Annotated in this window: 11 protein-coding genes and 1 other RNA gene; 6 read left to right on the forward strand and 6 right to left on the reverse strand. The window is 54.1% G+C overall.

Annotation, left to right across the window (positions count from 1 at the left end; genetic code table 11):
• Positions 1 to 656: 656 nt before the first annotated feature.
• Positions 657 to 1,712, reverse strand: a complete 1,056-nt coding sequence (locus tag FF011L_RS24840) for a hypothetical protein (RefSeq protein WP_145354625.1) — start codon at positions 1,710 to 1,712, stop codon at positions 657 to 659.
• Between the two features lie 161 nt (positions 1,713 to 1,873).
• Positions 1,874 to 2,248, reverse strand: coding sequence for a hypothetical protein (locus tag FF011L_RS24845; protein WP_145354626.1), 375 nt, complete (start codon positions 2,246 to 2,248; stop codon positions 1,874 to 1,876).
• A gap of 509 nt (positions 2,249 to 2,757) precedes the next feature.
• On the opposite strand from FF011L_RS24845, the gene ssrA reads away from it, so the two are divergent.
• Positions 2,758 to 3,133, forward strand: a transfer-messenger RNA (tmRNA) gene (gene ssrA / locus FF011L_RS24850).
• A gap of 587 nt (positions 3,134 to 3,720) precedes the next feature.
• Here the strand turns inward: ssrA and FF011L_RS24855 are convergent.
• A complete protein-coding gene (locus FF011L_RS24855) occupies positions 3,721 to 7,023 on the reverse strand; it encodes a serine/threonine-protein kinase (protein ID WP_145354627.1) in 3,303 nt (1,100 codons plus the stop codon).
• A gap of 111 nt (positions 7,024 to 7,134) precedes the next feature.
• The gene (locus tag FF011L_RS24860) at positions 7,135 to 7,689 is read right to left on the reverse strand and encodes an ECF-type sigma factor (protein ID WP_145354628.1); all 555 of its coding nucleotides are present in this window, start codon (positions 7,687 to 7,689) and stop codon (positions 7,135 to 7,137) included.
• 832 nt (positions 7,690 to 8,521) lie between these two features.
• Here FF011L_RS24860 and FF011L_RS24865 point away from each other — a divergent pair.
• The 4 genes from FF011L_RS24865 (at position 8,522) to FF011L_RS24880 (ending at position 14,656) form a co-directional block, all read left to right on the forward strand.
• Positions 8,522 to 10,645: a purple acid phosphatase family protein gene (locus tag FF011L_RS24865; RefSeq protein ID WP_145354629.1), complete on the forward strand. Its 2,124-nt coding sequence runs from the start codon at positions 8,522 to 8,524 to the stop codon at positions 10,643 to 10,645.
• A gap of 114 nt (positions 10,646 to 10,759) precedes the next feature.
• Entirely contained in the window at positions 10,760 to 11,611 is an 852-nt protein-coding gene (locus FF011L_RS24870; RefSeq protein ID WP_145354630.1) for a tetratricopeptide repeat protein, read from the forward strand.
• Between the two features lie 781 nt (positions 11,612 to 12,392).
• Positions 12,393 to 13,130, forward strand: a complete 738-nt coding sequence (locus tag FF011L_RS24875) for a hypothetical protein (RefSeq protein ID WP_145354631.1) — start codon at positions 12,393 to 12,395, stop codon at positions 13,128 to 13,130.
• Positions 13,127 to 14,656, forward strand: a complete 1,530-nt coding sequence (locus FF011L_RS24880; protein ID WP_145354632.1) for a hypothetical protein — start codon at positions 13,127 to 13,129, stop codon at positions 14,654 to 14,656. Before FF011L_RS24875 ends, FF011L_RS24880 begins: the two co-directional genes overlap by 4 nt.
• A gap of 255 nt (positions 14,657 to 14,911) precedes the next feature.
• Here the strand turns inward: FF011L_RS24880 and FF011L_RS24885 are convergent, their stop codons facing one another.
• The gene (locus tag FF011L_RS24885) at positions 14,912 to 16,090 is read right to left on the reverse strand and encodes a PQQ-binding-like beta-propeller repeat protein (RefSeq protein WP_246109615.1); all 1,179 of its coding nucleotides are present in this window, start codon (positions 16,088 to 16,090) and stop codon (positions 14,912 to 14,914) included.
• 346 nt (positions 16,091 to 16,436) lie between these two features.
• Between FF011L_RS24885 and FF011L_RS24890 the strand changes: the two genes are divergently transcribed.
• On the forward strand, positions 16,437 to 17,561 hold the full coding sequence (locus tag FF011L_RS24890; protein WP_145354633.1) for an FN3 domain-containing metallophosphoesterase family protein: 1,125 nt from the start codon (positions 16,437 to 16,439) through the stop codon (positions 17,559 to 17,561).
• A 382-nt stretch (positions 17,562 to 17,943) separates the two neighbouring features.
• On the opposite strand, the gene FF011L_RS24895 is transcribed toward FF011L_RS24890, so the two are convergent.
• Positions 17,944 to 19,368, reverse strand: coding sequence for a hypothetical protein (locus FF011L_RS24895; RefSeq protein WP_246109616.1), 1,425 nt, complete (start codon positions 19,366 to 19,368; stop codon positions 17,944 to 17,946).
• Positions 19,369 to 19,414 lie beyond the last annotated feature (46 nt).

Below are 19,414 nucleotides of genomic sequence, written 5' to 3' on the forward strand. Positions count from 1 at the left end.
GCGAGAATCCTTGAAATACCTGCGATTCTTCCAAAACAGGCGGTAAAACAGCCTGCGAATAAAACGAACAGATCAAGCATACATCTGTGGATCGCACGTCTTGACGAACGCCCAAAGAAGAAGCGTCGCTAGATTCACCCACTTCAGATGCACTGGCACCATGATGGTGTGCGTCACTACACGCGTGCGTTCCCTCCGTCGCTACCGTGTCCGGCACGACGCAATGGGTGACCTCGCCATGATCACTGCAGCACCCACCGTTCGCGTGGTTGTGGGAATGCCAAAATGGCCCCAAACCAGCGGGAAGACCGTAGGTAGCTAACAGTAAAAAAGAAATAAAACGATGCGACATCATCGCAGCGATTAACCCCGCACATGTTGAAAGAAAGCGCGGTCCGACCGAGAGAAAATCTAATCAGGTCCTCTCCCAGTGTCAATCGTTCGTTGAGACTCCTTTCTTCTTCAGCAGCGATTTAATTTCTTCACTCTCTGGAGGCAGATGCATCGCTTCTGCCCATCGCACCATTATCGCCACGCGATTTGAATACAGCTTTGCACTTTCCTACTCGCACCAAACACAATTGGCTTCCAGCTTGTGGAAATACGCGCACGCTTCCTCCGGTACGCGCTGCCTGCCTGCCTGAACGCTGGCGCAGTCAATCAGGCATCGTACCGCCGGTGCGGTGATACATCCGATTAAAGACCGCAGGATCGAATGGGTTTTCTACCGGTGGTAAACGCTGCGGCTGATTCGGATCGCTGGAAGCCGAGATCGCATGACTGGCCGTAGCATGGGCAGCGGCAACACGTGGCGGTCCATTAATATCGCTAACCAATGCTTGATTCGCCTGCGGGCGATTGCGATTGGCCGCTTCGAAAACCCATTGTTGAAGTTGAGACAGAAGGCCCGCATCGGTCGCTCGCAGCGGAGGCAATTCCGCGCCGCCATGAGGCTGTGAAGCGCGGATCAACAGCGGGCTGGCAGCTGGTTGATCCTCATGCACCCACGTCAACAATTGCTGCAAATTTTCCATCGTCATCTGACTCGATGGCCGACCGGAACGTCCGAAATGATCCATTTGCCAGGTCGCCTCACTCCCGCCGCCATGACACCCCGCTTGACCACAACGATTGATCAACAGTGTTTGAATCCGAGCGGAATAGACGGTTACTAGCGAATGAGGTAATTCATTGGGATCGTCCAAAAGGTCTGATTCAGCAAGCGGCGGCTTCGTCGATTCGGCGGAATCGGTCACTCCCAAAGAAGGAGGCGAATCGCTTTTCTGGGACGCGTGCGCCATCAAAGCCTTCATTCCCTCCAATCGCCGATCGTTTGGAGCAAGCTTCCGCAAGGCAGCCAATTCTTCTTGAGCAATCTCAACCAAGCCCTGCTCAAGACACCATCGCAAATCTGAAAATCGAGCCGTCAAACTGTGCGGTTGCCGATGGGTAACGCGATATTCATACAGCGTCTCAAGCGTCGGCCCCCAGCAGAGAATCTGATCCTGAGGCAAACGGATAGCGGTCTCGCTCCCCTGCTGAATTTGCACATAGGAGCCTTCTTGGACAGCCTGGCCGGGCAGCACATTCCCATTGCGCAGCAGGACGTATCCTTCCGGTGGCAGCGCTCCGGCAGGCGTAACAACCAACAACGTAAAAAGCAGCCCACCTATCAGTGCATAAAGCGAAAACCTGAAAGGGGAACCCGTCATCGGTTCAGGAAATAGGATCTTGTTTTTGAAGTTCATCGTGGCGGGACGGTAGCCAACCAGCGACGTTCAAGTCAATAGAGAAATGTTCGATAAATCGACGGGCGAGCTAAAGCAGGGCCGGTTGTTAACGGCCGAAGCATAGTTTTCCGCAAGACGATTCACTATCGACCGATGTAGTTCGTATACACCGGGATGAACAACGTGTTGTACGAAGGATACCGGGAGGTCATCGAAGGGGTGACGACCCCTGGTGGACGCGAGGGATGGTAGCCATGCCGAAGAGCCGTTTCGACTCGATTCATATACTGAATACGTTGATGGAAATGAAGAATTCGCTTCATTTCGGCATAGCTGGGAACCTGCGACTTCTGCTCTTCCGCGTAACTTTCGGGCGTCGGAGCTGCGAACAAGGTCGTATTTGGATCTTCTTCGACGATTGCTCCGAAAGGATCCTGAGCCGTTGCCGTCGATGCACTAATGAGAAGCGTGCCGGTAAGACACAGACAGGTCAAAAATGATTTCCATTGGGCAGACATTGGACGAATCCTTTCGATTCAGGTGGGAACACGTCCCGCTAGACTCAATGGCGGCGACGGAGCTTGCTATCCAGATTGTCGGCAGGGGGGCCCGTTGGACCATGATTCAATTAAAGAGTCTGAGCAAAAGGAAATCGGCGAGCGTTCGATCACACCGGTTACGCGAACTGTAAGCCAATTTCCATAGGTGTCCCCGCTTCCACCAAGCGGACACAACCCTAAAAATGCTCCCGACAGAAACTCCCAGTGGGCGGCAGGCCTTTTCTCGCCTATTTCATCCCATTTGCACTTACAAACGTTCCTCCCAGCCAGGTGTCGACGGGGATGAACAACCGTGAAAGAGCCGAAACAAGCGAGCACAAAGCTGGAGCAAACGGTCCGGCCAGCGGTCGAATAGACTCATTTCAGGAGTTTTCGCTGCGACAGACAAACACACGATCTAGGAGAGAGCCCTCCTCTTTAGCATTGCCCCCGTGGCACGGGAGGGTACAATAGAGGTTAAGCGTTTCGGGGGTGATCTGGATTCGACCGGATATCTTGAAGCGTAAGTTGCGTGTCGTGGTTGATCAGTTGGCCACGTAAAAAGCTGATCAAATTTTTAGTTGCAGATGCAAATCTAGCAATGGCCGCCTAAGAAAAGGTAGCCCTGGCTGAGGAGGGCTGTCGGAGTCGTCCGAATGCCAGTCACAATTCCGAATCGTTCATCGTCATGCTCAACACGCGAAGAACTAAATAAAGTTTTGAGATAGCCAATGGTGAAGCCTGTTCGGCAGCGGCACCAAAGGCGAAGCGTCTCCCTCGGGAGGCATAAACGTCGGACTACACACGTAGACGCATACGTGGATGTATCGCGGGACGCGGGTTCAATTCCCGCCGCCTCCACTAGCAAAAGCCACTTGCACACCAGCAAGTGGCTTTTTTTATGGACTTACGGCGATGGCTATTAATTTCGAAGCTCCTGAAGCTGAGCGGGTCCAATTAGAGGTCCAATTAGACGGACTTGTGGGTCCAATTAGACTTTAGTGGACAGCCCCTCGGAGGTCGCCATCGATATCTCTCACACTAAGATCACGCGACGACACAAACGCCAAAAATCGGGACCAAGCTCCCCCCCCAAAGGAGAACGGTTCTCCCTTCAAGGCAAGCGGTGGCATCCACATAGCTCACCAACGACCCCGCCGCAGCGGCTCTGCCAAGGCAATGCTTGGTTCCACCGAACAAGATAATGCGTCGGTGTGTGCAAATCCCCTTGAGACCCACAACCAAACGGTTTGTCTACTGTTGGCGGAAATGGAACAGTTGGAAATGCCTCTTACGCCCCTGTCGAAGCACTAAGTTTGGCTCGACCGCCAGCGTCACATACCCTGCGGGCTACGAATGATCGTTGGCCATCAATAGAAGATGGGGTCCAACTCTTCAGAGCTTCTCATCGCGATGCCTGAGCCCACAAGGCCAGCCCGAGAAAACCCGTTTTAACGCCCCAGGAGAACGGGGATGTAGCCGTTATTGCTGGGGTAAGTCAGAATCATCCGCTGTCCGTCTGCAGAAAGCTGGATGCTTCGCGGCCCCCGCAATCCAGGACGTGGATGGTACAAGATCCCCAGCGGATGGCCGGTTGGAACGTGCCACGCCATAATCCGGCCATCGTTGTGCCCCGAGACCAAGACGCGGTCATCATGAAGAAAGCGGAGCGCCCAGACACTGGACAACTTTCGGATATCCAACAATACCGCATCGGACTCCCGATCCCAAACTGTCAGACAGATGTCGTTTCCAGCGGCGATCAGACGTTGATCGTTACTGATCGCGACAACATCGGGATCGGTCATCGCATGCCAGCGTTTAACCTGGCCCGATTCAATATTGACCTCTTGCAGCCGAGTATCCTCTTCATTTCCACAGATTAACGTTTGGTTCTGATCCGCGAAGACCACATTGGAATCGTTTGCAGTGGCAAACTTCGCGACCAACTGGTGACTAGCCCAGCGAGTATTCGACTTCCATACAGACACCTGCCCATCGCCAACGGCGGCCAGTCGACTACCGTCACTGGAAAGAGCCAAGTGTTTATGGATTGTTAGCGGCGACTTGAGTGTAGCCAGTGGCTGCCTCGTCCGCAGCGAAACGATCGCTACCTGCTTTGCACTTCCAAAGGCGACCAATCCATTCGCAGCGTCGAGAGAAAATGCCAACTGAGGAAAATTAACCGGGGCTTGGTTTCGCGGAAACGATACGGGTTCAGGCAAATTGTCCAATAGATATGCTGCTTCAAGTGGCACTTCCGATGCCAATTCACGGCCAGGGACCACGGCATCGCGATCCCACAATTGGACAGCCCCGTCGCTACCTGCAGTGACAAATCGAGACGATCCACCAGAGAACCAATCAAGCGCCAAGCGTGAATCGTCCTGATTGTGAGGATGCCACTGCGCCTGCACCTTCCCGTCGACAAGCCCACCTTGGGAACCGCTCAATCGAATAACCTGAACCCTTCCGTCTCCATACCCGGCGGTCACCCACATACCATCGGATGACGCGGCCAGTGATTTTGCGTAAGCGACACTAACATTAAAGGTTCCGCGCCGCGCTCCGGACTCTGGATCAAACACCGCCAACGAATCATGGTAGCGTTCGCCTACAACCAGCCATTGGCGATTTGACCCCGCCCAACACATCGCACGGATATTGGAAAATGGGTTGGTATCAATCGATCGCATGCACTCTCCACTGGCGACATCCCATACATGAATGCCTTCGCGCGTCGGCACAAACAGCTCACGACTATCACCCGAGAACAGAAGGGACTCATGCCTCTGATCATTTTCAAAGCGGAATTTTTCGTTACCAAGCGCGTCGCCAACCCAAACACCACTGTAGCGTGCACCCGCCGCAATCGATTCACCGTTCGGCGACCACACGAGCGATTCAATTCCCGTGGAAACAATTTTTATTTCACGATCGCAAGTAGCTTGATCAACATCCCAAAACTTGAGGACTCCCGACGAAGATCCACTGACCACCTTAGTGCCATCAGGAGAAAACGCGACCGCGTGCACCGGTTTTCCATGACCACCCAATCGTCGTGGCTCGGTCGTCGATCCATCTAAACTTATCAGCGTCACGTTGCCATCCTCAAAAACACAGACGGCATGCGACTCGGTCGGCGAAATCGCGATCTCATGAACCGGCGAAGAAAATTCAACACGTTCGCGTGGCAACCGGTAGGATGCCGAGTGCAAAAAACGCAACAACGTTGAACTCTCGCCAGCTGGCAATGACTCGCGTTGGCGTAGCGATTCACCGGTGAGTTGAGCCAGTTGCACAAAATCGGCGGTTCGATAGGCCGACGTGGCAGAGAGCAATTGATTACTCTCAAGCAGGTCGCTGACCCGCCGCTCTCTCAGTTCAATGGCCGTTTTAGCACGGCCGACTTCAATCACTTGCCAAATCGAAACGAAGCTAATCACGATCAGTGAAAAAAGCACCAGCGCAGCCGCCGAAATCGCAACACGATGACGCTGAAAGGTTTTCCGAAGTTGGTAAATCCGCGATGGCGGACAGGCCAAGACTGCCTCGCCGCTCAAGAACCGTTGGATGTCATCAGCCAACTCGGATGCCGACTCATAACGACGACGACGGTCTTTTTCTAACGCCTTCATGATTAACCAATCGAGCTCGCCGCGAATCGTTTCGCACGGCATCGATCGATCGCCCCCTATCCGACGAGAGATCGTTGAGCCTTTCTTAGATTGCAATGTACTCACTGCGACACTAGGGAGTGATGGCTGGACATCGCGAATGATTCGTCGGACTTCGTCAAAGCTAGCCGTCTTGAACGTCTTCCGTTCAAACGGCGGAACGCCGACGACCAACTCGTACAACAGCACCCCTAGTGAATAGACATCACTGCGAGTGTCGATATCGATCACCCCCATCTCCGCCTGTTCAGGGCTCATGTACATCGGCGTTCCCATCATCTGGGCGAATCCGGTGTAAATCGTGCTGTCAGTGAGTGGAAGATCGAGAGCCTTGGCTAACCCGAAATCGATCACCTTAGGAACCGCTTCATCATCGATTTCAGAGACCAAGATGTTCGATGGTTTTAGGTCGCGATGAATCACCCCTTTTTGATGTGCATGCTGAACTGCACGACAGACCTTGACGAATAAACGAAGAAGCTCGTCGGTACCCAATGAATGGGTAGCGACATATTTGGTGAGAGGTAAACCCTGAACCAATTCCATCACGAGGTAAGGTTGTCCAGCCGCCGTCGTGCCGCCATCAAAGATTTTTGCGATGTTGGGATGGTCCATCATCGCCAGCGCTTGTCGCTCGGCGGAAAACCGAGCCAGCGTGACTCTCGTGGCGATTCCGGCTCGAATCACCTTCAGTGCAACTTTGCGACGAACCGGTTGATCCTGCTGGGCCACGTACACCGTTCCCATGCCACCTTCGCCAATCAGCTCACAGATTTTGTAACGATCGATTTGGGGCAAATCGCGAACGTCAGTCGACTCCGGCCAAAATCCCGATCGGACCGATGCCCCCTGTGTCATCCCCTGTGTTTTGTCAGCCGCAAAGCAATCAACAACCTCATCTAAAACATTACAATCCTCACGATCCAGCGCACTCAACAATTTCCGCACCGCAACCAGCATCGTTTCGTCGGATCCACACGCCCGTTCAACGAACCTATGTCGTTCTTCAAAATCGTCAATCTCGATCGCCTGCATGAAAACAGACTTGATCGATTCGCTTGGCAATGAATCAGACATTGGCGACAGGTGGAACTTTCTCGCGGCATGCAATTTTTAGCCGCTCTAAAAAGTTAGGCGACCACAGACTCTCATGCGAAAAATGCAGCGACATCGTTCGCTGATTTTTGTTTATTTTTCCCAGCGAACGGCGAACCAAGTCCGGGCAAACTGCCAATTTTTGTAAGCCGTGCTGCGCGACATCCCCAACAATTCACCAGCCTCAGTGATCGACAATCCCGCAAAGACGCGAAGTTTGACCAGGTTTGCCGAGTCGTTGTCGACCGCGACCAATCGCTGAAGCCCATCGTCCAGATCTAGCAGCAGATCGGTTGCATGTCTTGACTCGTCCGCCAATTCGCCTAACTCGACGCGCCGATAATGTCCACCACGCTTTTGACTACCGCGGGCACGAGCGGCGTCAATCAAAATGCGCCGCATCGCTTCAGCAGCCGCCGCGAAGAAGTGCCCTCGACTGTCGAACTTCTGCAGTCGACCACCCGACACCAATCGAAGATAGGCCTCGTTCACAAGTGCAGTTGGTTGAAGCGTCCGCTCACAATATTCATCAGCAAACTGGAGTTCAGCGATCGAACGCAACTCCTTATACACCGAGCGCAGCAGACCCTCCGATGCTCCCGCATCGCCCAAACGTAACTTGCATAACAATTCAGTGACTTCACCCATTCGCTCAGTCTAACCAAGAGCCCCCCGACTGACGAGCAAGTTTTTCAATAAATTGGAAAGGAGCGTCCAACGCCGGGGATCCGTCCGCAACTAGATTCGCTTATTCCATTGAACGCTCAGGCCAGCGTCGAAGCAGGGAAACCGACTAGCCTTGCCATAGTAAGATCAGCCTAGATGTATATAAACCTGCAATTTCATTGCTTCCCATGCTTTGGATGCTACACTCGGCGTCGGTATTTCTTACTGATCTCTGATAAACTGACAGCATACTTTAACGCCATCATGAACGTCGCAGGCTGCGACGTTAAATTCAGATACGGCTCGAAACAAGCCCCCCGTCCGGAATGCCAATAACGACTAAGCAGAGAAATCCTCGCCTCCCTAAGTTCGGAAATGACGTGGACCTGTGAATGGTTCAACTGGTTCGATCTGTTGCCAATCCCGTGTGACCGGTTCCCCCCTGAGTTTGAACCAGAGGTTGGCAAGACTTGCAGCACGCTTCCCCAAGCCCAAACCTCGGCGTGTTACCCGCTTTCTTTGCGACCACCGTTAACTCTGTTCGGAAGACTGTCGTTGTCGATCGGATCCTCCGTTTTCTCTCACTGCTGGCAATCGTGATCGGTCAGGAACGTATCGGCGACCAGTGACGCATGGAGCAATTATCGACGGCCTGAGCGCATGCAATGAAACGCAAGCCTGCGACCGCACGGATGAAACAGGACCAAATGGAAGATGGCTGTTGCGAAATCTGACGCTTCGATTGAGGTATCATATAATTCCTATCCACCGATCCTTGACTCCCCACCGATCCTCGCCAGCAGTTACCCCCACCATGACAAAAGCTCATTCGGCTGCCGCAGCCAGATCACGACGTTTCTCACCCGCTGCTTTCGCCTGGACCGTTTGCTGCATCACTGCGTTCGCTTGCGTCGCCACGTCGATCGCCTTTGCTCAGCAACAAGATACTGAGAAACGGGGCGCTGCTAATGCCGAAGCCGTCATCCTTTCGCGTGGGCCATACCTACAACTCTCCACGCCGACATCGATTTCGATTTTGTGGCGGACCACTGAAGCGACGAAGCCAGTGGTACGGTTTGGAACGCATCCCGATCAACTCGACCAAAGCGTCCCCCTGTCTTCTATCTTAATCCGTAGTGCACCTGCAGCGGGGACGGAGCCAACGGAGCCGCTGCCTACCGAAACGGTTAGCGATGCGACTCCAGCGTTGCACTCGGCACCCGCGGGAACGGTTCAATATGAAGCCCTCCTTTCCGATCTGCAGCCGGCGACAAAATACTATTACGCCGTTTTCGATGGTTCGACAACACTGGCCAGTGGTGCTGAGTTCTGCTTCCGAACCCATCCTAAACCCAGCACCATCGAACCTGTACGTATTTGGGTGCTTGGTGATTCAGGAACTGGCGACTCCCGCCAAGCCGCCGTCTACAAAGCCATGCAGGACTACGTTACCAAGCAAGATCGTCCACTCGATTTGTTTCTACACGTCGGCGATATGGCATATCCCTCGGGAACCGACGCTGAATTCCAACGCAACTTTTTCGATGTCTATCGATCCACGTTACAGAGCACCGTGTGCTGGGCTGCGATGGGCAACCATGAGGGCAAAACATCCAAAGGGCTACTGGGGATTGGACCGTACTACGATGCGTACCGCTGCCCCACTCGCGGCGAAGCTGGCGGACTGGCTTCGGCCAGTGAAGCGTACTATTCGTTTGATTATGCCAACATTCACTTTATTTGTCTCGACTCCCATGATCTCGATCGCGCACCAACGGGCGTGATGTCGCAGTGGTTGCGAGCCGACCTGGAAGCCACCAAACAAGACTGGATTATCGCTTTTTGGCATCACCCTCCCTATACCAAAGGCTCGCACGACAGTGACAAGGAAGGGGCTCTGATTGAAATGCGCGAATTGATCATGCCGGTACTAGAAGCCGGCGGCGTCGACCTGGTGCTCACCGGACACTCGCACATTTACGAGCGATCGATGCTTATTGACGGTGCCTACCAAACACCCACGACGGCGACCGGAGTGGTTCTGGATGACGGCGACGGGGATCCTCAGGGGGACGGCGCGTACCGCAAGAGCAAAGGACTGCACGCTCACCAGGGAACCGTACAAGTTGTCGCGGGCCACGGAGGTGCAAAAACTTCGCGTCAGGGAACATCGCCGGTGATGAAACGTGTGATCGTGGAAAATGGTTCAACGATCCTGGATGTTGAAGGGGATACTTTGACCGGCGTGATGGTCGACCGCAATGGCGCAACGAGCGACCTGTTTAGCATCGTCAAACGAGGTTCGGTGACTCCGAAAATCGTAGTCATGCCACGCACACTTCCTCCCTTCACCGTGGCTATCGACAAAGCGAAACGAAAGAAATCGGACGCAACTCCGTTCCCTAAAAACGCGACGCAATTGATCAATCCTCATGCAAAGTGGGATTATCTTGCAGGGAAACACGCGGCAGAAGACTGGACGGCCATCGCGGTGATTCCCGAAGAATCCGAAGGCTGGAAAACTGGCAAACCCGGCTTCGGTTACGGCGACGGCGATGACGTCACCGAATTGAAAAAGATGAAAGACTCGTACACGGTCGTTTACGCAAGGATGGAGTTCGAACTAGCCCCCGGAGACAAAGAGAAAATAGCCGAGCTAGGCCTAGCGATCGCTTACGACGATGGCTTTATCGCTTACATCAACGGAGAGGAAGTGCTACGTGTTGGTGTGAAAGATGGACGAGGCGCGAATGCTGGCGACGTCAAAAGCCACGAAGCCGATGGGTACGAATACTTTCCATTACCAGACGCTACAAAGTTGCTCGTCGATGACGACAACATTCTCTCCGTCGAGGGACACAACGTCAGTCTCGGCAGCAGCGACTTTACGCTCGATCCCTATTTGTTGGCGGTACCGAAAAAGTTGAACGCACGCTAAAGCGGCTGACGTTTGAGCAACCTTTAGCCTCTACGTCATTGGCGTAGGGGACTTTTTTCAAAAAAGCACTTACGGTTTCCGATCAACACGTCGTCCAAGAAAAAGAAACGCCCCATGCCACGTTACCGCCTGTACATCGCGTCGCTGGCCGTCTTGGTCGCGGCATCCACGTCGCTGGCTCACGACGGTCCCCATGACGTTATCGCCAGGCTGAGCGAAAAAATATCGGTTCAGGGTCCCACTGCGGATCTGCTGTTTCGTCGGGCATGCGAATATCGCGCGCTGCGAGATTACCAATCGGCGAAAAACGACCTGCGTCACGCACTGCGGCTTGATCCGACGTCGGAGTTTACGCAAATTGAATTGATTCGGCTGCAATTGGCTGGGGGCGAATCTACCGACTTATTACCTCAAGTCGACGCATTGCTTGACAGTCGTGACACTGCAGTACGCACCGCGGGGCATGCGATTCGTGGTGAGATTTTCCTTGCGCAGCAGCAATGGCAAGCCGCCATCGCGGAGTTTGACATCGCGTTGAAGAACCACCGCAGCGAAATCCAATGGTATCTGTGGCGTGCCGAGGCCCAACGGAAATCCGGCCAGACCGAACTGCAAATTCACGATCTACGCCGCGCCTATGAATTCACCGCTAGCCCCGTACTTCAGGCCGCACTATGCGATGCGTTAATCGCCGATGCTGACCGAAACTTGGCTCAAAAGGATGAACGTGCATCCGCGTCGCGAGCGGAAGCTTTCGCAATGATCGAACAAAAGCTGCGTGACTCCCGCCTCAAAAGCGCCTGGCGAATTCGTAAAGCGGAAGTGCTGTTGCTGTCAGATGATCATGCGGCCGCGAATCGCGAACTGGACAAGGCGATTGCAGAACTAGATGCAAGACTAGCGACACCGCACCCCGATCCGATGTTGGTTCAAGACCGCCTAAAGGCGATGCATTTGATGCACTAGTCACACTCCTAGACTTGCGTCAAGTCTCCATCGCTCCAAACGGTTTACCGACCTAACTCGACATCAGGTGCCGGAAGCACAACTGGCAACTGCAATTTGTGCGGCTGCCGAGACAAGCCCGAAACGGAACTCCTGCAGCAAGCAAGGCCTAGCCTGTTAAGACCCCAAAAAGCCATTGACACAACTGCGAGCAAGTTCGCAGGCTGCCAAAATCTCACCCCGCTGCGCAGCGAGCGATCGAAAGGTTGTAGCCTTTCGATCCACGAAAGTAGCTTTCAGGGGCGCCTTCTTTCGCGGGGGACGTAAAACTTTTAGGTGACGATTTCAACCCTGCCTATCCGAGTCTGAGTGCAGTGCTTTTAGCCCAGCGGGCGGCAGATACTTGCCGTTGGCGTAAGCCAACGGAAACCTAGCGAGCGTGCGCATTAAGCCCAGCGGGCGACAGACAAGAGTGGTTCTGTCGCCCGCTGGGCTTTCCTTTTCGCGATACCCACTCCGGCGGCTCGCGCCGCCGGCAAGTATCTGCCGCCCTCCGGGCTACGTGTTCACTCGGCCCGATGTAGACTCGTCAACTGCTGCTGCTTACCCCTCATTTATAGATTTCTCGTCCCGAGCGAAAGGCGACGATCACCAAATCACCCGTCCTGCGCCAGAGTCGGGCTCAGGCTCACCCGCGTTTTCCGCTTCCTCAGCGACGGGTCATTTTACGCTAGACTAATAATCTCCACGCCTACTCGTTCCATTTCCGATTACCTTTAACTTCGTTCGGAAGACTGTCCTTGTGTATGGGATCCTTCGTTTTCTCTCACTGCTGGCAATCGCGATCGGTGTCGTGACGTTGATCACGGCGACTCGGTCGAATCGCACCTTGAGCGACGAAGTGCTGAAACTGGAAGCCGAGTTAGGGCGGATGTCCATTGACGACGTCGACAAAGTTTACGTTGTTGCCATCGAAGATCCGGCAATCCCACCCGAAGTGGCGGTGAACATTGACAAGGTCTGGCAATTTCGCTGCTATCTTCCGGCAGGGTATGACGTAAGCAGATTCAATGCCGGCGGTCGCGTGACCGACCGTGGGATCTTCTTTCAAGGCGGCTACAGTTCGGGTAGTTCATCGGGGCGTACCGAACCTTCTCAACAACTACTGACAATCAGCTTGCGTCAAAAAGAGAAGAACATCGAGTGCTTCACATCATTTGGCGGATCCAGCAGTACGACAACTTGGAATCGACTGTCCGCGGAAAATTCCGACTGGAGTGACTGGGTGATCAAGCCACTTGTGGCGCCCGGCAAACCTGCCCAGTCCTTCGACCAAAGCACCATTTTGACTCTGCTAAAAATATACGATCCGAACACGGGAGAAGAAAAGCAGGTCGACGGTGAATCCATCACAACCTACCAGGGTGGGATGTTTCTGCTTTTCCCCCGATCACTCCAAACCGAACTCACAATGCTTCGCAAGGGCGAACTACCGGAGGATTTCAACATCTCCCATATCGCGGAAGGTGAACGACAATGAGTACGAGGCTGACGAAAGACCGCCGCGGTCGCTTGCGGTTCTCACTTGGCAGCATGCTGACTCTCACCGCGATCATTGCTGTTTGGTTTGCCGCGATCCTTGCGCTGCGAAAGTCATCCATTCTGGAACGTGAAAAAACAGCGTTGGCCGCTCTCTCAAGCCAATTGGACGTGGAGGATCTGGACCGAGTTCAGGCCTCTGCGTATCCTCGCGTGGCGGATGACTTTGCATCTTGGGAGGTCCATATACCGGACAAGGAATCCTTCGAACTGCGATTAGCCTTCGATGAGGTCTCTCAGGCTGGAATGCCGCAGGCGTTCGAGAAAGTCGCCCTAGAACCCGGACAACACCGAATCGCATGGTATTTTGCGGACAGTGCCAATGAAGACTATCACTATAAAGTTTTCGTTGATGGGAAGACCATTTTCGACCGATCGTTGGGACGCGACTGGATGCCCAATGGATGGAGACAGGCCAGCGGTTTGAACGCGCCTCCCAGCCAGAGAGATATTGACTCAACGATGCTAAGCCTTCAGGGAAAAATCTACACGCCGGCGATGGATTACGGCCCCAACAGCTACTTCAGTAGCCAAAGCGATGACTGGGTTAGCGGCCCTGGCTATCGACTATGGATCGATCACGCCGAACGAAGCTATGAGGCAACATCGCCATTCATGGGTTTCAAAAGCGACCCACAATATCGTGGCATTGGGCTACGCGACGGCCTTCGGTATCTCACCACACGGAGCACGGCGTACGAATGGAACTTCATTCGCCCGGCCGCTCACACAAACGATCCTGTACTGACAATTGTCCCCGAGTTTTTTGTCGGTGATCGCGTGGTCCTATCGGATCAAACAAAAGAGTTTGCTCAATGGCGTCTGCGTAACGAATCCCAGGGAACCAATCCTCTGTCGTGGCAACGAGATCCGCCCCAAACTTCTTACAGTGCATTCTTACATTGCAAAGTCGAATCTCCCGGAGCGATTAAACCAGTCGTTGAAATCCGCTGGGACGCGGATCGTCCCAACGATGTCGGGCTACGCCTTGCAGATACAACCGCCAACGAAACACTAACCAAGTGGCGGCTGAAGATTGTCGGGGGAACGCGTCATCTTTGGCGAGTTTTAGATATCGATGACCACAACAAGGATGTGCGTGAAGACTTCAGCGACGAATCACAACCATCGCTGGACACCACGGTGCCTATTCCATTCAACAATGATCCAGGCAAACCACATGTGATCACGTGGCGTTCCGACATCTCCAAACCGCTTCAATTACTCACACGCAACAGGAACAAGCCGACGCCTTATATGGGAATCGACTTATTCCGGGGACTGCCCTTGGCGTTTGGGGCGGAAATCCCGCGAACGCTACAGCCATCCGCTGCCATTGTTGGTGCAAATTCATATCCAGACACACCAAGAGCCCTCATTCCAGGCGGCCCCGTGGTCGCAGAAATCCACATCGACATAGACGCCACCGTCCGCGATTGGGTCTGGTTACGAGCGGAACCAATGTAGTCCGATCTTAGCGGCAAGTCCGGAAACAGGCAGGGGCACCGACTGTCGAAATCCTACCCCGCTGCGTCACGGACTGTCGATCAAATCGGAAGCGGAGGAAGATCGTCGTTTGTCGCCTTTCGCTCGCAATGGCGTAGCTTTTTAGTAGCGTAGCGTACGAGCCAACGAGACCGCAAAACGGGATTCGTTGCCTCATCCACTACGTCAGTTATTGGTGCGTCGTCCCGAGCGAAAGGCGACACTGACGATTCAGTTTCACTTCCACTGATACACCTTTAGCGACTTCAAATCGCGGACGATCAAACGGTCCCCCTGCACTGCTAGGTGCGCCCACGAATTTTCGGCTACTTTGATTCGGTCGAGAATCTCCAATTCCGATTTGGACGACTGGATCAATAGCAATTCACCTCCATTGTCTAATGCCAGAATCTTGTCTCCATTGCTGACCATGCTCCAGTACTTTCCGAACGGAGTGCTGGTCCAATGGATGGCCCCGTCGAGTGCCGAGAGCGAAGAGAGTCGCTGATTTTTCAGGTGCATGTAGATCGAATCCCCGATCAAAATGGGAGACGACATGTATGCCTGCGACTTTTGCATCCAGACTTCATCGACCTGCCAATTGCCCTCAGGCGTCCGCCTAATTTCAAATAGTTCGGCCCTGCCGCTGTGCGCCGATGTAAAGATCCGGTCCCCAATCACCAGCGGGGTCAGAATGTTCATTCCACGGAACGCTTCGATCGGTTGCTTCCACATGACGTTGCCCGTTTCACGGTCAACGCCGCACAACTCTTCACGTGTCTGAACAACCAACTGGCGTTTCTCTGCAATCGTCGCGATCGTGGGACTCGAAAACGCTCCGCTGCTCATCATGCCCGCCGCATTCTCCAAAGCTTTCCAGATCAATTTGCCATCCGCCAACGACAACTTCACTAGGGCTCCGCCCGTTTGCACGTAAACCGCATCGCCATCGATCAGCGGCGAACAAACGGCTCCGAAAGCCGGTAGAGACGTCCCCATTTCCGCCGGAAAGTCGACACGCCAAAGCTGATCGCCCGACTTCGGATCTAGACAAACCAGAACGTCTCGCATTCCGAGAACCACCAGATGACTATCCGTACAGGCGGGTGTTGAACGAATCCAGTCACCGTTGGAGGCAGCAAAAAAAGGAACAGACATCGACCCGGGCCACTCGGCGTCCCAGGCAACCTCCCCCGAATCCAATCGGTGAGCGGTCACGCGTTCTGTTTCCTTTTCGATCGTCTCTGTCGTGAAAACCAGATCACCGCTGACTACAGGCCCGCTGTAACTGGCCGAGTGCGGCTGTTCCCAGATAAGTTCCAGTCGGTCCTGCAGTGCGTCGGGCCAAACGGCACCCGACAACTGTCCATCTCGTGCAGGCCCACGCCATTGATTCCAGTCAGGTGATTCAGCCACCACCGAGTAGGACACAGACAAACACAAAAGCAAAAAGAAACCGTATCGCATTGTGAGGACCCAAGTGAGTGAATGTGCCAACTTCGACCACTGTAGCGGTCCGTCAAGCCCTCACTGCATTTGCCTCACAACAGGCCGCGAAAACAGAGCAGACGCCGGGACCGACACAATTGGCTCGCTCAAACCGACGACTCCGATTTGCCTACCAACCTCGTCGAATAGCCCCAAGTAAAACTGCGCAATGCAACACTAAAAGGCTGAAACAGCGAAGGGACAGCAAATCACGACTAGCCCAAAACCAGCAAAGCGTCCGGGCTATAATGCGGAGAAAAAGCGAGATTCTTCGATGCGATCTGTCTTCACACTTTTCCTAATCACGTTCATTCCGCAGATTGCCATGTCGGCGGAAATTACTCGTGTTTGGTTAACCCATCAGACGAACGACCCTAGTAAAATTGTCGTGAACTGGATGACCGACGAACCGGGGGATTCGGTTGTTCGCTTCGGCTTGACAACGAATTACAGCGAGACGGTGAGAATTGACGAAGCGACGCTCCTGCATCACGTTGAGATTCCGCTAAAGCACCGCGACACGACCTACCATTACTCCGTTAGCACTGGAGACCAAGCGTCAAAGGACGCCGCATTCAAGTCCTACCCATCCGATGTACTGCGAGTGGCCGTGGTCGCCGACTGGCAAGGGAAGCCGGACCTTTCGGCGATCGTGAAAGAGGACGTGCATCTGCTGCTGACGGCCGGGGACAACATCGCTCGCATTTGGCAAATGTGCGGCGAAGGGCAGAAAGACTGCGTAAAACCCTATGCAGCATTGATCGACGCCTACCCGGAACTATTCCGCACCACGCCGTTCATGCCGGCCCTGGGAAATCATGACCGAGAAATTCGACCTCGAGGGAGCAAACCGCCTGCAGAGCCCGTCTACGACGTGGACGCCACAGCCTTCCGGCGATTCTTTCAGCTTCCCGATGACGAATGGAAGTGGCACTTCGATGTGCCTGAGTTCGATCTGCGATTCGTAGCCCTTGATTTCAATCACATCTCCGACTTCGGTTCAACGTGGCAGACCTGCCATGCGTTCGACGAGAATTCAGAGCAGTTCCGCTGGTATAAAAAAGTGATGACGCCGCCCGCTCGCTTTGTCGTGACGCTCTACAACGAACGGAACGCGAGCGTCCGCAACCAAGCTCAGAAACAATGGCATGACCTATTCCGAAAAGGGACCTGCTGTATCACTGGTTTCGGATATTTCGCCGAACGAGCCGAAGTGGATGGTTTCTCTTACTACAACACTTCCCTGAGCGGGAAAGGGAATCAGTACCCCGATCCCCAGTCCACGTTTCTAGCTGGCGAAGACAGCTACCTTTTGCTGACCGTCAAACGTGGCGGAAATATGACGGTCGAGATGAAGAGCCTAACAAACACGATCCTTGATCGACAGGTTTACGAGTGACAGCGTGCTATGAACAGCGTCACCGTCAATCAACCGGTCCCAACCCGCTGCGTAAGCGAGGGACTAGTCCCATGCCGATGTCCCTCGCTCACGCGGCGGGTTGGGATTCGGGCAGCCGGTGCGTCCCTGTTTGTTTTCGCCGGGCTCGTCCAGGTCGGTACAACAACTGGCAGCTACCTGAATGCCACCCCCACTCGATCCTTCTCTGCCAGGTCCGAATCGCCTAGGCGATTTGGACCTGGCAGAGAACCGCATTTCGGTCGTTCAATAGGGTAGCTGCCAGTTGTGAGCCCGCCGGGGCAAGCCCGGAAACGGAACTCTTTTAGCAGCATCCGGGCCCGGAGGGTCGACGATGAATAATCTGGACTAGGCGGAGCACGCTCTAAGATGTTGCTTCCAGCAGGACCTCGCTTGTTCCTTTTGGCAAGTCAAAACATGCGACAAGTTTTTGTTCATCGGCGATCCATGTTCCGGCATCCAAACTCGATCGCTGGGGCGCTTCACGCAGCATCATGCGTTCACTTCCCTGCTGGATACAGACAGGTCCCGCACCACCCTCAATCTGCAACGTGTAGCGTTCTGTGGCAAACGGTGCGTTGAGCGTTAAACGGTTGCCAGCACGGCTGATCTCCGTCAGCTGCTTGGCGGCCCAGTAGCGGGCAATTTCGCTTACCTTCATCCAGATCGTGTCGTCGGCGAATCGCGATGCCAACGATTCAACGACTCGCTGAAAGGAACGAAATCCCTCTTCGCTGCCGTTGCTGTACATCCCCGGCCAATGACAGAGCATAACCGCCGGTTGCCGCCGCTCGATCAGTTCGACCATTCGGCCACTGGTCGCAGTGGCATTGCAATAACGATCCGGTTCGGAGAGGGAATCGCCTTGCCAACCACCAAACCAATCGCCCGTTCCAGCCGGAACGTTTACTGTTAACCGGACGTCTTCTGTCCCCACGCCGCGCAAATGCTCCAGCTTCGGTTCGGTGCTCTCATCGCCAAAGTGAACGTACTTAAAATAGTGCGGCAGTTCGACGCCATACACATCACGGACTGCCTGATCGACGGCGATCGGCAATTCGCTTTTCATCGAATTACCAAATCCTCCGGGGGTGGTGATTCCTTCGCAAGGCAGATCACAGTTTTTTAAGATCCGAAGGGCATAGGCTAGGTAGGCGGCCAATTCGTCCACGCTTTTCTTTTCCTGCGGATACGAATTCTCCATGGTTGCCGCGTTGATTTTTTCCATCGGCCTGCCCGTCTTCAGATCGATCACTCGTGTGTGCGTGATCATCTCGGGATGGATGTCCCAGTTAGGGAGCATTAATTCGCGGACAAGTTTCAAGCTGGACTGCAAGTCGGCGTGCGACCAACCGGGCAGTTCACGATCCATCCAGCCAACGCAGGCAGGATTGGGGACGATGCTGTACTTGCCTTTCACCCCATGATCGGAACACCATTCACCAAACTGGCGGACAAAGTTATCGGGGATCTCACGCGGCCATGACTTCCACGGTTTTTGATACTCGGCACGACCTGGAAAAGCGGTCGCAAACTGCGGAGTACAAAAATGTCCCATGTTCACCAGGCACGTCGAATCATCAATAATGAACGACAGCGGCACTCGGTCCTGTGGCATCAGTACCTTGACGCCCGCTGGCCGGGTCGGCAGGCGAGCAGGCTCAGACGTTTCAGCCACCGCTAAACGAGACATCCCCATCCCCGCAACGGTCGTTGCGGCGGCGCCCCAAGCCGACGCACGAAGAAACTTGCGCCGATCCTGATTGATTAATACACGGTGCTGATTCACGCGAAAAACCTCGTGTTGCCATTTGCACGCTTACGACGGGCACAAC

Origin of the sequence: Roseimaritima multifibrata, from assembly GCF_007741495.1 — a bacterium.
In the GTDB taxonomy this organism is placed as follows: domain Bacteria; phylum Planctomycetota; class Planctomycetia; order Pirellulales; family Pirellulaceae; genus Roseimaritima; species Roseimaritima multifibrata.

What these genes read in the sequence shown, in the direction of transcription:
- FF011L_RS24860 (WP_145354628.1), bottom strand. Translation starts at nt 7,689, where the DNA reads ATGGGTGAAGTCACTGAATTGTTATGCAAGTTACGTTTGGGCGATGCG.
- FF011L_RS24880 (WP_145354632.1), top strand. Translation starts at nt 13,127, where the DNA reads ATGAGTACGAGGCTGACGAAAGACCGCCGCGGTCGCTTGCGGTTCTCA.
- FF011L_RS24840 (WP_145354625.1), bottom strand. Translation starts at nt 1,712, where the DNA reads ATGACGGGTTCCCCTTTCAGGTTTTCGCTTTATGCACTGATAGGTGGG.
- FF011L_RS24890 (WP_145354633.1), top strand. Translation starts at nt 16,437, where the DNA reads ATGCGATCTGTCTTCACACTTTTCCTAATCACGTTCATTCCGCAGATT.
- FF011L_RS24845 (WP_145354626.1), bottom strand. Translation starts at nt 2,248, where the DNA reads ATGTCTGCCCAATGGAAATCATTTTTGACCTGTCTGTGTCTTACCGGC.
- FF011L_RS24855 (WP_145354627.1), bottom strand. Translation starts at nt 7,023, where the DNA reads ATGTCTGATTCATTGCCAAGCGAATCGATCAAGTCTGTTTTCATGCAG.
- FF011L_RS24865 (WP_145354629.1), top strand. Translation starts at nt 8,522, where the DNA reads ATGACAAAAGCTCATTCGGCTGCCGCAGCCAGATCACGACGTTTCTCA.
- FF011L_RS24870 (WP_145354630.1), top strand. Translation starts at nt 10,760, where the DNA reads ATGCCACGTTACCGCCTGTACATCGCGTCGCTGGCCGTCTTGGTCGCG.